We start from the raw sequence: 13,764 nt of genomic DNA, 5'->3' as shown, positions 1-13,764 counted from the left end.
GGGCCGGACGGCCGGGTCGCCACACGGGCGCCGCGGGGGCGTTCCTCGGTGCTGTCCGCCGTCATCGTGCCGCCCGCCCGCCGCTCGCCGGAACCTGGCCGGAGACCGCGGAGCGACCTGAGCCGGTGCCGTCCGGACCCTGCATGCCGAGCACGTCGCCGTACAGCCGCAGCACCGACGCGGCGGTCCGCCGCAGGTCGAACTCCGCCCGTACGTGCTTGCGCGCGGCCTCGCCGAGGAACTCCCGGTGCTGCGGATCGCCGAGCAGCCGCCCGATCGCCTCCGCGAGCGCCTCCGGATCGTCCGGCGGCACGAGGCACGCCTCCTGCTGCCCCGGCGGCAGGCACTCGCGGGCGCCGCCCACGTCCGTGAGGACCACGGGCCGCCCGCACGCCATCGCCTCCAGCGGCGTGAGCGCCATCCCTTCCCAGCGGGACGGGAGGACGACGAGGTCGGCCGCGGCGTACCAGCGGTCGACCTCGTCGCTCGCCCCCGCGAACTCGACGCCCGGCGGCGCCAGCCGTGCCAGTACGGAACGGTCGGGTCCGTCGCCGACGAGGACGAGCCGGGCGTCCGGCACCTCGGCCGCGATCCGCCGCCATGCGTCGAGCAGGACGCCCTGTCCCTTCTGCGGGCAGAGCCGTCCCACGCACACCACGAGCGGCGCGTCCGCCGGCATGCCGCCGAGGAGCGGCAGCGCCGAACGGGCCGCCGCACGGGCCTCGTTCTCCCGTTCCGGCACCCCGTTGGGCACGACAGTCCACCGCGCCGCGATCCCCGCCTCCTCGCCCGTACGCCGCTCGCCTTCGCTGACGCACAGCACCCGCGCCGTCCAGCGGGCGGCCCGCCGCTCCCACGCACGGGCCAGATGCGCGGTCGTGCCCTCGACGGCCTCGAACGACCAGGCGTGCGGCTGGTAGACGGTGGGCACCGTGCCGCGCACCGCGAGACGGGCGGCCAGGCCCGCTTTGGCGCTGTGCGCGTGGACGAGGTCGGGGGCCACGCGCCGGATCAGCCGCCGCGCCCGCAGCGTCTCGGCGACGACGCCGGGACCCAGTTCACGTACGGCAGTCCACCGCGCCACCTCGGCGCCCGCCGCCGCGGCGCCGCCCGGAAGGCCGCCGCCCTCCGGACAGGCCACGACGACGCGGAGGCCCGCCCGCGTCTGGGCGCGGACCAGGTCCGTCACGACCCTGGCCACCCCGCCTTCGACGGGTTGTGCCAGGTGAAGGACCGTCGGCCGGTCTCTTCGGGCTCTGCGCTGGGAATGCACCCGAACGTCTCCTCAAACGTCACTGCGGACGGGCTTCTTTGCGGGAACGGAGCGGAAGAAGGGGAGATGAGAGAAGGGACCAGGAAGGACCGCGGAACGCGGGCGGGCGGTGAAACCGGACGCGCTGCTCAGCGCCGGGCGTCCACCTGCGCGAAGAGCGCGCCGAGCAGGTAGTCGTCGTCACCGGAGGCGAAGCGGAACATGAGCTGCTTGCCGCCGGGACGCAGCGCCCGCTGTGCGTCGAACACGTCGGAGTCGTAGCCGAGGGTGTTGCGGTGCGCGGGGGAGCGCCCGGCCACCTGGCGTCCGTGGTCGGCGATCGTCGAGTTGAACGGATCGCCCACCGGGTTCGCGGCGTCCGAGAGCGCCGTTCCCGCACGCTTGTCGGCGGCCACCGTGAACGGCTCGCGCCCCAGGCCGCGGTCGCCGTCGTACGCGACGACGCCGACGCTGCCCTTCGCACGCGCCGGGAAGGCCATCGGGCCCGAGGCCACCGGCATGCCGGCGGGGTTGCGCTCCGACGCGGCGAACCCGTCCCACAGACGCAGATGACGCACCGGCGACTTCTTGTTCTCGTAGGCCACCACCAGCGTCCAGCCGCCCCACGCGCCGGCCTTCGAGCGGCCCATGGCGACGTTGACCTGTGCCACGGTGTAGCGGCCCGGGCCGGCGCCGCGCACCAGCGGCGTGACGTTCGCGGAGGCCTGGTAGGCGTCGGCGCCGTCCGCGCGGCGGTGCGTGCGCACCGTGTCCGCCTTCACCGCGCGGTACGAGCCGCCCGGCTCGGACATCAGCACACGGCCGTTGTCCTTCGCGGGCTTGACCTCGCCGACGCGGAGATTGCCGCCCCAGTACAGGCGCGCGTAACTCACCCGGGAATTCTTCGGCAGCCGCAGAGTGGCGCGGGTGGAGTTGTACGTGTTGGGGTCGCGGTCGACATCGGAGTAGAACATGTCGTACTCGCTGTTCTGACCGTCGCCGCCTTTCTGCACCGTGTCGCACGGAGCGGCGTTCCCCACCGGTTTGCGGCAGGTGATCGACGAGTTCGCGGCGCTCGCGACGCCGCCGTGCTGCGTCGCGTGATAGCGCTGCTTGAGTGCCTGACGCGGCTCCGGCTTCGGCGCGGACGTCGCCTGCGACGACAACGACACCGTCGCGGTGGCGCACACCACCGCGCAGCACAATCCGCGGACCGCTGACTTTCTTTTCTCCACCATGGATGACTCCGTCTCCCGTCCAGAAACAGAGCGACCTTGACAAAGGCGATCAATGAAAATCAGGCGGCGCGCCGGTCATCTTTACCTTTTCACTGACTAGCGGACACTCGATGGTGCGCGGAGAGCCCGAACGGGGTGCCGGAAAAACGGAACGCGGGTCCGCGCGGTGCTCGACTAGGGTCGGCGGCATGCCGCTCACGTACGAACTGGACCCGGCCGACACCCCTCAACTGCGCGCCGCGCTCTGTGCGTTGTGGGCGGACGTGACCAACGCGGACGGCGCCGTCGGCTTCGTGCCGCCGGTGACCCCGGAGGACGTACGCCCGGATCTGCTCGCGCACCTCGCCGCCGTGGACGCCGGACGGACGCGGATGCTGATCGGCCGGGACGAGCGGGACGCGGTCGCCGCCTGCGCCTTCCTCGTGCTGAACGCGCACCGGCTCAAGCGGCACTGGTGCTCGGTCTACACGGTGATGGTCCACCCCTCGCTCCAGGGCAGGGGCCACGGGCGGGACTTGATGTCCGCGGTGGAGAAGGCGGGGCGCGAGACCGAAGGCGTCACGGCGCTGCGGCTCACCTGCCGGGGCGGGCTCGGACTGGAGCGGTTCTACACCGGCTGCGGTTACGAGGAGGTCGGACGGCTGCCGGGCGCGATCAAGGTCGCGGAGGGCGATCTGCGGGACGACGTCACCCTCTGGCTCGCGCTGACCTGACCTGGGCGGGGCGGGAGGGGCCGGATGATCGTCCCCGGCGCTGTGTTTGACTGGATGAGGCTTCGTCGTCCGTACGCGCAGCACGCGTCCGCGGCGAGGGTCACGCGCCTCGCGCCCGCGCCCCCGGCGTCCGTACGGGGAGAGCGGCGCCGCCGTATCACCCGAGAAACCGGAGAAGACCCCGTGAGCAGCAAGTCGCACGCAACGCTCCGCTACACCGCCATGCGGGCCGGCGTCTTCGCCGGCTGCCTCGTCGTCGTCGCGGTTCTCGCGTACACCGGGATCATCCCCGAGGGCATCGGCAAGTCGAACCCGCTGTGGGTGGTGCTGCTGGCGCTCGTGGTCTCGGCGCCCCTCAGCTTCGTACTGCTGCGCAAGCAGCGCGACGCGATGTCCGAGCAGATCGTCGGCGGCGTGGGGCGGGCCAAGGAGCGGCTCGCGGCGAACCAGAGCCAGGAGGACGGCGTCGCGTAACGGGGCCGGGCCCGAGATCTGCACCGGGCTCTGGTCAGGGCGCGCGGTCGCGCGCCGCAGGTGACCCTCGTCACGGACGTCGTGGATGTCCGCGGTTGTCACACGCTCTTCATGTTCGCCGGGAATGGCGCCCGGGCGGCGGGGCGTTGGCGGTACTCGTAAGCCCCGGCGGAATTCTCTTTCCGTTCCGGGGAGCCGAAGAGTCCACTGCCGAGCGGGAGTCCGACCGTGCCCTCGTCCTCAGAACCCTCCGGGACCCCGGAGACCTCTGCCGCCTCCGCCCCGCCGTCCGACGCCGCCGCGTCGTCCGCGCCGGATGATCCGTCCGCCCCGCGACGGGGACGGATACCCCGCGTCCCGTTCTGGGCGCAGATCCTGCTGGGCCTGCTGCTGGGCGTGGCCCTGGGCTGGATCGCGCGCAGCGGCGACGTCGGCTGGCTGGGCGCGGTGCTGACCAGGACCGGCGAGATATTCGTCCAGTTGCTGAAGCTGGCCGTCGCGCCGCTCGTCTTCTTCGCGATCATGATCTCGATCACGAACCTGCGGAACGTGCACAACGCCGCGCGCCTCGCGACGCGCACGCTGCTGTGGTTCATGGCCACGTCACTGATCGCCGTCGCGATCGGTCTCCTCATCGGCCTGCTCACCGGCCCCGGATCGGGCACGGGACTCTCGGCCGAGTCCGCGGCCGAGCCCCAGGAGTCGGGGTCGTGGCTGGACTTCCTCACCGGGATCGTCCCGACCGACGTGATCACGCCGTTCACCGAACTCCACGTGCTCCAGATCGTCTTCATGGCGGCGGTCGCCGGAGTCGCCGCGCTCAAGCTCGGCGAGAAGGCCGCGCCGCTGCTGTCCGTGGGCGAGTCCGTCCTCGCGCTGCTGCAGAAGGCGCTGTGGTGGATCATCCGGCTCGCGCCGATCGGGAGCGCCGGGCTGATCGGCACGGCCGTCAAGGACTACGGCTGGCAACTCATCGGCAAGTACGCGACGTTCACCGCCGACGTCTACATGGGCTGCGCCCTCGTCCTCTTCGGCGTCTACCCGCTGCTGCTGGCGACCGTCGCGAAGGTGAACCCGCTCCAGTTCTTCCGCGGCGCCTGGCCGGCGATCCAACTGGGCTTCGTCTCCCGCTCGTCGGTGGGCACGATGCCGCTCACGCAGCGCGTCACCGAACGTCTGGGCGTGCCCAAGGAGTACGCGTCCTTCGCGGTGCCCTTCGGGTCGACGACGAAGATGGACGGCTGCGCCTCGATCTACCCGGCGATCGCGGCCGTTTTCATCGGCGAGTTCTACGGCGTCAGCCTCGGCCTGCGCGAGTATCTGCTGATCGTCGTCGTCTCCGTCATCGGCTCCGCGGCCACCGCGGGCCTGACCGGCGCCACCGTCATGCTCACCCTGACCCTCTCCACGCTGGGGCTGCCGCTGGCGGGCGTGGGCCTGCTGCTGGCGGTCGACCCGATCCTGGACATGGTCCGTACGGCGACGAACGTGGCGGGGCAGGCCGTCGTTCCGGTGCTGGTCTCGGCGCGGGAGAGGATCCTCGACCGGGACCGGTACGCGGGGGCCGGCGGCTTCGACGTGGACGCCTTCGAGCCGGAGGCACGGCCCGCGGCGGCGACGGCGACCGCCGCCGCGTAGCGCCGTACCGGCGCAGGTTCGCCAACCCCCGGGCGCGCACAGGGCGTTCGGGCGTGGCGACGTGCCGTGTTCCCTGACCCGTGCTGTCGCCCTAGCATCGCCGGAGTCCCAACTCGGCGGTGGAGGGCGGCACATGGGGTTCAGGCGGGTCGGCACCGGAGAGCACGCCGTGTTGGTCCTGCACGGCTGGTTCGGCTCGTCGCGGTCGTGGCAGGCGCTGCTGCCGCACCTGGACCGGGAGGCGTTCGGCTATGTCTTCCTGGACCAGCGCGGCTACGGCGACCGCCGCGGTGAGACGGGCCGGTACTCGATCGCCGAGGCGGCGGGCGACGTACTGGCCGCGGCCGGTGAACTCGGCCTGGAGCGCTTCTCGTTGCTCGGGCACTCGATGGGCGGATCGGTCATGCAGCGGGTGTACGCCGACGCCCCGGAGCGGGTGCGGGCCCTCGTCGGGATCTCGCCCGTGCCCGCGAGCGGGGTGCCGTTCGACGAGCAGACCTGGGAGCTGTTCGCCGGCGCCGCCGACAGCCCCGGCAACCGCCGCGCCATCATCGACTTCACCACCGGGAACCGGCTGACCGGCACCTGGCTGGACGCCATGGTGCGGCATTCCCTGGAGCACTCGGACCGCGACGCGTTCGCCGCCTGTCTGCCCGCCTGGGCGCACACCGACTTCCACACCGAGGTCGAGGGCGCCGGCGTGCCCGTCCAGGTGATCGCTGGACGGCACGATCCCGCGCTCGGCGCCGAGACGGTGCGGGCGACCTTCGGGGCCTGGTATCCGAACCTCGAACTCGAGATCTTCCCCGACGCCGGGCACTACGCGATGGACGAGTCCCCGGTGGCCCTCGCCACCCGCGTCGAGCGCTTCCTCGGGAGGCAGCCGTGACGGCTCCCGCCGCGCGACCCGATGTGTTCGACCCCGGCGTGTTCGCGCGCGGCATCCCGCACGAGAGCTTCCGCCGGCTCCGCGACGAGGCGCCCGTCTGCCGGCAGGACGAGCGCGAAGTGGACGACTGGCCCGCCGGGCCCGGGTACTGGGCCGTCACCCGCTACCGGGACGTCCGCGACGTACTGCGCGACCCCGCCGTGTACTCCTCCTGGCTCGGCGCCACCCAGATCCGCGATCCCGCCCCCGGCGACCTCGACTTCATCCGGCGGATGATCCTCAACATGGATCCGCCCGAGCACAGCCGGATCCGCCGCCTGGCCGCCGCGCTGTTCACCCGGCGGCGCCTGGAACGGTTCACCGGGCAGATCACGCGACGTGCCGCCGCGCTGCTGGACGCCGTCGCCGGGCACGGGAGTTGCGATCTGCCCGTCGACGTCACCGACGACTTCCCGCTCGCCAACCTCGCCGAACTGCTCGGCGTCCCCGCATCCGACCGCGGTCTGCTGCTGACGTGGACCAACAGGGTCATCGGCTACCAGGATCCCGAGCACGCCGACGTCGTACGCGACGCCGGAGGACGGCCCGTCGACCCGCGCTCGCCCGCGATGCTGCGCGACATGTTCGACTACGCGCACGACCTCGCCCGGCACAAGCGCAGCCACCCCGCGGACGACCTGATGACCGCGCTGGCCACCGCCACCGTCGAGGACGGCCGCCCGCTCACCGAGGAAGAGCTCGCGATGTTCTTCTTCCTCGTCGTCATCGCCGGCAACGACACCGTGCGCAGCGCCCTGCCCGGCGGCGTACTGGCCCTCCTGGAACATCCCGGCGCCTACCGGCGGCTGCGCGCCGACCCGGGCCTGCTGCCGTCCGCCGTCGAGGAGATGCTGCGCTGGCATCCGCCGGTGCTCAGCTTCCGCCGTACGGCCGCCCGCGACACCGAACTCGCCGGGCAGCGGATCGAGCGAGGCGAGAAGGTCGTCGTCTACCACGCCTCCGCGCACTTCGACGAGCGTGCCTTTCCGGACCCGTACCGGTTCGACATCACCCGCGCACCCAACGACCATCTGGCCTTCGGGCAGGGTCCCCACATGTGCCTCGGTGCGCAGTTCGGGCGGTTGCAGATGCGGATCTTCTTCGCTCAACTGCTCGCCCGCATGCCGGAGTTGGAGCTCGACGGCACGCCGGTCCGGCTGCGTTCCAACTTCATCAACGGCATCACCCACCTGCCGGTGCGCTGGAGTACGTCCTCCCGTACCGGTCCGCCGCCGCCCGGATGAGCGGCGGCGGACGGCACCCTCCGGAACCCCTCGGCGGGGCAGACATGAGGCGAGAGATCCGCCGCGTCGGACGCGGCGGCATCGCGGGAGGAGCAGCAGCTTGGCAGTGATGTTGTTCGGGTCCCTGGACACCAAGGACCGGGAGTACGCATTCGTCCGCGACCTCCTCGTCGGGCAGGGGCTCGACGTCGTACTGGTCGACACCGGAGTGCTGGGGACGCCGGCCCTCACGGCGGACGTGACGGCCGACGCCGTCGCCGAGGCCGCGGGGACGAGCCTGCGGGCGCTGAGGGCACGGGGCGAGAGAGGGCATGCGCTGACGGCGATGGCCGCCGGGGCCAGGGCCGTCGCCGAGGACCTGTACGCACGCGGCCGGCTCAGCGGCGCGCTCGCCCTCGGCGGCAGCGGCGGTTCCTCGGTCGCCGCGACCGTCCTGCAGGCGCTGCCGCTCGGCGTGCCGAAGCTGCTCGTCTCGACGATGGCCGCCGGCGACGTCTCCGCCTACGTCGGCACGTCCGACGTCACGCTGATGTACAGCGTCGTCGACGTCGCCGGCGTCAACTCGGTCTCCCGGCAGGTGCTCGCCAACGCGGCGGGCGCGATCGCCGGGATGGCCACCGCGTACGACGCCCGTCGGGCCGCCGCCGCAGCGCCCGAGGACAAGCCGCTCGTCGCGGCGACCATGTTCGGCGTCACCACGCCGGCCGTGGACACCGCACGGCGGCGGCTGGAGCAACTCGGCTATGAGGTCCTGGTGTTCCATGCGACGGGCTCGGGCGGACGCACCATGGAGTCGCTCGTCGCCGACGGCCATCTCGCGGGCGTGCTCGACCTGACCACGACCGAGATCGCGGACGAGGTCGGCGGCGGCGTGCTGTCCGCCGGCCCCGACCGGCTCACCGCGGCGGCCGCGGCCGGTGTGCCGCAGGTGGTGAGTCTCGGTGCGCTCGACATGGTCAACTTCGGTCCCGCGAGCACCGTTCCGCAGCGGTTCGAGGGCCGCACACTGCTCGTACACAACGAGGCGGTGACGCTGATGCGGACGAACGCGGCCGAGTGCGCGGAGATCGGCGCCGTCCTGGGCACGAAGCTCGCCGCGTCGACCGGCCCGGCCGCGCTGTTCGTACCGCGCGGCGGATTCTCCGCCGTCGACGCCCCGGACGGGCCGTTCTGGGACCCGGAGGCGGACGCGGCGTGCATCGGCGCCGCGCTCGACGCCCTGGACGGCAGCGCCGTCGAGATCGTCGACACCGAACGGAACGTCAACGACGCCGAGTTCGCGGAATCCGCCGCCGACCGTCTGCACCGACTCATCCAGAGGGAGCGCCATGAACCGTGACCGGGCACTCGCCGCCTTCCGCAGCCAGCGCGAGGAGGGACGGCCGATCATCGGTGCCGGTGCGGGCACGGGGCTGTCCGCGAAGGCGGCCGAGGCGGGCGGCGTCGACCTGCTCATCGTCTACAACTCCGGACGGTTCCGGATGGCCGGACGGGGCTCGCTGGCCGGGCTGATGCCGTACGGCGACGCCAACGCGATCGTGCTGGAGATGGCGGACGAGGTGCTGCCCGTCGTGGAGTCCACGCCCGTCCTCGCCGGCGTCTGCGGCACCGACCCGTTCCGCCGGATGCCGTGGTTCCTCGACCAGTTGCGCGCCCTGGGGTTCACCGGCGTACAGAACTTCCCGACGGTCGGGCTGATCGACGGCGTCTTCCGCGCCAATCTGGAAGAGACCGGCATGGGCTTCGCTCTGGAGACCGAGATGATCAGGCTCGCCGCCGAACGCGAACTGCTCACCGCGCCCTATGTGTTCGACGTGGAGCAGGCCGCGGCGATGGCGCGTGCCGGCGCCGACATCGTCGTTCCGCATCTCGGTCTGACGACGCAGGGCAGCATCGGCGCCAGGACGGCGATCACCCTCGACGAGGCCGTCGACCGCATCCAGGAGATGCGGGACGCGGCCGTCGCCGTGGCACCGGACATCCATGTGCTCTGCCACGGCGGTCCGCTGGCGGAGCCGGACGACGTGCGGTACGTCCTGGAGCGGACCCGGGGCGTCGCCGGGTTCTTCGGCGCCTCGTCGATGGAACGGCTGCCGACGGAACGCGCCATCGCGGGCCAGCTCCGTGCGTTCAAGGGGCTTCCCGCCGCCGGACGTTGACGGCCCGGCCGTACGGAGAGCAGCCGTACGGAGACCGGTCTTACGGAGATCGGTCTTACGGAGAGCAGCAGCCTTACGGAGAGCAGCCCTGTGGAGAGGAGAGTCCGCCATGCGCCGAGAGCCGAGCACGTTGCCGACGATGGTCTTCGACTGGGGGTCGATCAAGTGGCACGTCACGCCGGACGCCGTGCCGGGTGCGTCGTCGACCCTGGGCGAGGTCGTCATCAACCCCGACAAAGGCCATGACCGGCACGAACATCCGGACGCCGACGAGATCCTCTACGTCATCGACGGTGAGGGCCGGCAGACGGTCGGCGACGACCCGGAGCTCACCGTACGTACGGGCGACGCCGTGTGGATCCCGAAGGGCACGCTGCACTCGACGTTCAACACCGGCTGGCGCCCGCTGCGGCTGGTGGCGACGTACACGCCGGGCGGCGCCGAGAACGCCCTGCGCGGAGTGCCCGACTTCGTCGAACTGGCGCCGGGGGAGGTGCCGACGTGGGCGGTCGCGTCCCGTGAGTGAGCACGGGGGCGCGGCCGGCGTGGCCACTGCGGCCACCGGGGCGGCCCTCGGGCCGGGCCTCAACTCCCCGGTCCGCGACCGGTGTTGAGGTCCGCGGCCCGTGTCCGGCTGGCGCCGTCGGAGCCTGGCTACTCGACGGCCATCTCGCCGAGGCGGGACCAGTCGTCCTGGTCGACGTTCGCGTTGACGATCCGGGGCGTCTCGGCGAGATGCGGGGGCAGTTCGCGCCGGGCGGCCGCGAAGTGCGCGGACCCGACGTGGGCGGCGCCGGCCTCGTCGTCACGGAACGCCTCGACCAGGACGTACTCCGTCGGGTCGTCGAGGCTGCGGGACCAGTCGAACCACAGACAGCCCGGCTCCGCGCGGGTCGCCTCGGTGAAGTCGCGGGCGATCTCGGGCCAGCGGTCCGCGTCCTCGGGCCGGACCCGGAACTTCGCCGTGATGAAGATCATCTGCTCTCTCCCTGATGTGCGGGCTGGTGCGTGGGCTGGTCTGCGGACCGGCCGGCGGACCGGTCTGCGGGCCCTTGGCGACCCGTAGGCGGTACGCCTCCCACGGCCGGCCGCCTGCCAACATACCGAGCCGGTGTGCGGCGCCGGACGTGGCGTTACGCCGGTCTTCCTCCCTCGGAACCGGATTCGGAATCGGATTCGGAATCGGATTCGGCGGGCTCGTCGGTACGGGGATCGGCGTACGGCGGTGGAATGGCGCCGATCGCCCCCAGCGCCGCCCCGCCGAAGCCGCTGATCATGCTGAACAGCGCCTTCGCCGTCCACCACGAACTCAGTGTGCACCGGGGCGAGTTGACCGTCACGCGCGACGACCGCCGGCTACGGCTGTTCCGTCAAGCGGCGCCGGTACGGCGCGATCCGTTCCGTGAGGGACGGCAGGACGTCCGTCAGCATCTCCAGGTCCGTCGCCGCGTCCCTGCGCAGCGCCGCGTCCGGGGCGCCGGCGACGAAGTCCTCGAACGTCTCGGCGGCCCGCTCCCAGCGCTCCCGTACGCAGTGGACGGCGAAGGCGGTGGCCTTGGCCCGCAACGCGTCCCACTCCGTGGCCGGTTCCTCCGTCGCCAGGATCTCCAGAGCGCGGTCGAAGCCCGCCGCCGCCTCGTCGTGGCGGCCCATCACCGCGTACGTCAGAGCGCGGTTGATGGTGTCCGGGGTGTTGCCCGGCTCGAGTTCGAGGGCGTGGTCGAAGTCGGCGAGGGCTTCCTCGTGGTGGCCGAGGTGGCGGTGGATCTCGCCGCGTTCGCTCAGTGCCCAGCCGTACTCGGGGGCGAGTTCGAGGGCACGGTCGAAGTCGGCCAGTGCGTCGGGGTAGTTGCCCATGGTGCGGTGGGTCTGGCCGCGGCTGGCGAGGGCCCAGGGGTCGTCGGGGGCGAGTTCGAGGGCGCGGTCGAAGTCGGTCAGGGCTTCCCGGTGGCGGCCCAACAGCCGGTTGACTTCGCCGCGTTCGCTGAGCGCCCAGGCGTATGCGGGGTCGACGGCGAGGGCGCGGTCGAAGTCGGTGAGTGCTTCGGGGTAGTTGTCCATGATGCGGTGGGTCTGGCCGCGGCTGGCGAGGGCCCAGTCGTACTCCGGATCGAGTTCGACGGCCCTGCTGAAGTCGGCGAGGGCTTCCCGGTGGCGGCCCATGAGCCGGTTGGCCTCGCCGCGTTCGCCGAGCGCCCAGATGTACTCCGGGTGCAGCCCGATGGCGCTGCTGAAGTCGGCGAGCGCCTCCTCGTGGTGGCCCATGGCCCAGTGGATCGCGCCGCGGCGGCCGAAGGCCAGGGCGTATTCGGGGTCGAGCGCGACGGCGCGGTCGCCGTCCGCCAGGGCTTCCGGATGGCGCTCCAACGCCAGATTCGTCGCGGCGCGGGCGGTGATCGTCCACGAGTCGTCGGGTACGGCGTCGACGGCGCGGTCGAGGGCGGTCAGCGCCTCCTCGTGGCGGCCTGTGACGGAGAGGGTGACGCCCCGCGCGGCCAGGGCGCGGGGGTCGTCCGGGTCGAGCGCGAGGACCCGGTCGAAGTCGGCCAGCGCCTCGTCGTCGCGGTGTGCGGCGAGGTAGGTCCTGCCGCGTCCGTGGAGGGCCTCGACATCGTCCGGGGTGAGCGCGAGCGCCGCGTCGAAGTCGGCGAGTGCCCGCTCGTGGCTGTCCGCGGCGTGGTGGTCGAGGGCGCGGAGGGTGAGAGCGCGCGCCCGCTCCGGCTCGTCCAGTCCGCCCCGGGTGAGCAGCAGCGTCAGGACGGCGATGCCGGCGCCGTCCTCCGCCTCCAGCGCGTCGCTCAACCGGCGCCCCCAGCCGGCCAGTTCGGAGCCGGAGTGCGGTTCCGCGCCGCCCGTGCCGACCAGGCTGGGACCGTCCAGGCCATGACCGTCCAGCCCGTTCAGGCCCTCGAGTCCGGCGGCCGTGGTGTCGTCGCCGGCGCGGGCGAGCGTACGGACCCAGCGGCGCAGCGTGCCGATGCCGTGGTCGTACGCGTCGAGCAGTTCGCGCAGGGCGCCGGGCAGCGCCGTGCGCTCGTCCGCGCACAGGAGGTGGTACGTCTCCTGGAGGCGGTACTCCCGCCAGCGCGCCTCGTCCCACCACGACGTGGACGCCCGGTCCGGGTCGCCGTCCTGGAGCTGGAGGCGCCAGGCGCGGAACGCCGCGGCGAGGCGCCCGTGCTGCTCCTGCCAGCCACGCGGGGACGCGGTGCGCTGGAGGCGGAGCATCGCCGTACGGACGACGTCGTGGTAAGTGCAGCGCCCGCCGCGGTCGTTGATGAACGGCAGCGTGCGCAGCCAGCCGAAGCCCTGCGCCGCGTACCCGCCCGCCGCGGCGCGGTAGACGTCCTCGTCGAGCTCCTGCGGCAGGGCGCAGGCGAGCGCGGCGGCACGGCGTGCGGGGTCGCTCTCCCATTTGAGAAAGCGCTCGACGGCCGTGCCGCTCGGGTCGCCCACGTCCTCGGCACCGGCGGGCCGGCTCTCGGCGAGGGTGGAGAGCAGGACGGGCAGTCTGCCGGAGAGCCGCAGGATGACCTGGGCGGTCCGCTCGTCCGATACGCCCTTGTCGGACAGGAGTTGACGCGCCTCGCTCTCGGTGAAGACCTCCAGCGGCAGGTCCGTCACGAACTCCAGATGGTCGCCCCAGCAGCGGGTGTCGAGCCGGTTCTGCCCGGCCAGTACGACGAGGACGTTGGCGGGCAGGCTGCCGTAGCGCTCGGTGAAGAGGACGTCCCGCAGCCAGACGTCGAGGACGGGCCCGGTGCGCTCGTACGTGTCGAAGAACAGGGTGATCCAGGGCGTGCGTTGGGCCGCCTCGTGCAGGTCCTCCAGGAGGACGGGGGTGAGGACGTGCAGCGGCGACAGGACGAGCTGTACGTCGTCCTGGTTGCGGAAGCGGGCGCTCAGCATCGCCCGCAGCCGGTCGGCGCCCACGGCGATCTGGTGGGGGTCGACGGCGCCGGCGAACGCGCCCAGGCCCGGGACCATGCCCAGGCCCGCCAGGCCGACTTGGGAGGCGATGACGCTCGACGTCGAGGGGGAGGGGGACGTCGGCGGTGGGCCCGGGGGCGGAGCCGTGGCGGGGGCGGGAGCGCCCGAGGGGGCCGCCGGGCTGCCCG

At 72.7% G+C, this 13,764-nt stretch carries 13 protein-coding genes; 8 read left to right on the top strand and 5 right to left on the bottom strand.

What is annotated here, in order from left to right; translation table 11 throughout:
* Positions 1-61: 61 nt before the first annotated feature.
* A complete protein-coding gene (locus tag AN218_RS11670; RefSeq protein WP_338059609.1) occupies positions 62-1,225 on the bottom strand; it encodes a glycosyltransferase family 4 protein in 1,164 nt (387 codons plus the stop codon).
* A 176-nt stretch (positions 1,226-1,401) separates the two neighbouring features.
* The gene (locus tag AN218_RS11665; RefSeq protein ID WP_070016785.1) at positions 1,402-2,490 is read right to left on the bottom strand and encodes a DUF3344 domain-containing protein; all 1,089 of its coding nucleotides are present in this window, start codon (positions 2,488-2,490) and stop codon (positions 1,402-1,404) included.
* Positions 2,491-2,678: 188 nt separating this feature from the next.
* On the opposite strand from AN218_RS11665, the gene AN218_RS11660 reads away from it, so the two are divergent.
* The 8 genes from AN218_RS11660 to AN218_RS11625 all read left to right on the top strand — a co-directional run bounded on the left by AN218_RS11660 (position 2,679) and on the right by AN218_RS11625 (position 10,172).
* Positions 2,679-3,203, top strand: a complete 525-nt coding sequence (locus AN218_RS11660; RefSeq protein WP_070016784.1) for a GNAT family N-acetyltransferase — start codon at positions 2,679-2,681, stop codon at positions 3,201-3,203.
* A gap of 183 nt (positions 3,204-3,386) precedes the next feature.
* Positions 3,387-3,677, top strand: a complete 291-nt coding sequence (locus AN218_RS38135) for a DUF4229 domain-containing protein (RefSeq protein WP_258396712.1) — start codon at positions 3,387-3,389, stop codon at positions 3,675-3,677.
* 345 nt (positions 3,678-4,022) lie between these two features.
* The gene (locus AN218_RS11650; protein WP_070016787.1) at positions 4,023-5,315 is read left to right on the top strand and encodes a dicarboxylate/amino acid:cation symporter; all 1,293 of its coding nucleotides are present in this window, start codon (positions 4,023-4,025) and stop codon (positions 5,313-5,315) included.
* A gap of 133 nt (positions 5,316-5,448) precedes the next feature.
* Positions 5,449-6,204, top strand: coding sequence for an alpha/beta fold hydrolase (locus AN218_RS11645; RefSeq protein ID WP_070016783.1), 756 nt, complete (start codon positions 5,449-5,451; stop codon positions 6,202-6,204).
* Complete coding sequence (locus AN218_RS11640; RefSeq protein WP_070016782.1) at positions 6,201-7,487, top strand: cytochrome P450; 1,287 nt, start codon at positions 6,201-6,203, stop codon at positions 7,485-7,487. Before AN218_RS11645 ends, AN218_RS11640 begins: the two co-directional genes overlap by 4 nt.
* 109 nt (positions 7,488-7,596) lie before the next feature.
* Positions 7,597-8,826 (top strand): Tm-1-like ATP-binding domain-containing protein, encoded by a 1,230-nt coding sequence (locus tag AN218_RS11635; RefSeq protein WP_070016781.1) that lies wholly within the window; start codon positions 7,597-7,599, stop codon positions 8,824-8,826.
* Positions 8,816-9,646, top strand: a complete 831-nt coding sequence (locus tag AN218_RS11630) for a phosphoenolpyruvate hydrolase family protein (RefSeq protein WP_070016780.1) — start codon at positions 8,816-8,818, stop codon at positions 9,644-9,646. Before AN218_RS11635 ends, AN218_RS11630 begins: the two co-directional genes overlap by 11 nt.
* Positions 9,647-9,755: 109 nt before the next feature.
* Positions 9,756-10,172 (top strand): cupin domain-containing protein, encoded by a 417-nt coding sequence (locus AN218_RS11625; protein WP_070016779.1) that lies wholly within the window; start codon positions 9,756-9,758, stop codon positions 10,170-10,172.
* Positions 10,173-10,300: 128 nt separating this feature from the next.
* Here AN218_RS11625 and AN218_RS11620 read toward each other — a convergent pair whose 3' ends face one another.
* From AN218_RS11620 to AN218_RS11610, 3 genes are all read right to left on the bottom strand, one after another.
* On the bottom strand, positions 10,301-10,624 hold the full coding sequence (locus AN218_RS11620) for a putative quinol monooxygenase (RefSeq protein ID WP_070016778.1): 324 nt from the start codon (positions 10,622-10,624) through the stop codon (positions 10,301-10,303).
* Between the two features lie 155 nt (positions 10,625-10,779).
* A complete protein-coding gene (locus AN218_RS36620) occupies positions 10,780-10,923 on the bottom strand; it encodes a hypothetical protein (protein ID WP_171908654.1) in 144 nt (47 codons plus the stop codon).
* 79 nt (positions 10,924-11,002) lie between these two features.
* Complete coding sequence (locus AN218_RS11610; RefSeq protein WP_070016776.1) at positions 11,003-13,633, bottom strand: tetratricopeptide repeat protein; 2,631 nt, start codon at positions 13,631-13,633, stop codon at positions 11,003-11,005.
* Positions 13,634-13,764 lie beyond the last annotated feature (131 nt).

The organism is Streptomyces nanshensis (assembly GCF_001751255.1).
GTDB classification, from domain to species: Bacteria; Actinomycetota; Actinomycetes; order Streptomycetales; family Streptomycetaceae; genus Streptomyces; species Streptomyces nanshensis_A.
Note: the sequence above shows the minus strand (reverse complement) of the source record. Positions and strands in the feature narration are given on the sequence as shown.

Excerpts from the sequence above, each read along its gene's own strand:
- AN218_RS11625 (WP_070016779.1), top strand. The coding sequence starts at position 9,756 with ATGCGCCGAGAGCCGAGCACGTTGCCGACGATGGTCTTCGACTGGGGG.
- AN218_RS11630 (WP_070016780.1), top strand. The coding sequence starts at position 8,816 with ATGAACCGTGACCGGGCACTCGCCGCCTTCCGCAGCCAGCGCGAGGAG.
- AN218_RS36620 (WP_171908654.1), bottom strand. The coding sequence starts at position 10,923 with ATGATCAGCGGCTTCGGCGGGGCGGCGCTGGGGGCGATCGGCGCCATT.
- AN218_RS11665 (WP_070016785.1), bottom strand. The coding sequence starts at position 2,490 with ATGGTGGAGAAAAGAAAGTCAGCGGTCCGCGGATTGTGCTGCGCGGTG.
- AN218_RS11645 (WP_070016783.1), top strand. The coding sequence starts at position 5,449 with ATGGGGTTCAGGCGGGTCGGCACCGGAGAGCACGCCGTGTTGGTCCTG.
- AN218_RS11635 (WP_070016781.1), top strand. The coding sequence starts at position 7,597 with ATGTTGTTCGGGTCCCTGGACACCAAGGACCGGGAGTACGCATTCGTC.
- AN218_RS11660 (WP_070016784.1), top strand. The coding sequence starts at position 2,679 with ATGCCGCTCACGTACGAACTGGACCCGGCCGACACCCCTCAACTGCGC.
- AN218_RS11620 (WP_070016778.1), bottom strand. The coding sequence starts at position 10,624 with ATGATCTTCATCACGGCGAAGTTCCGGGTCCGGCCCGAGGACGCGGAC.
- AN218_RS11610 (WP_070016776.1), bottom strand. The coding sequence starts at position 13,633 with ATGGTCCCGGGCCTGGGCGCGTTCGCCGGCGCCGTCGACCCCCACCAG.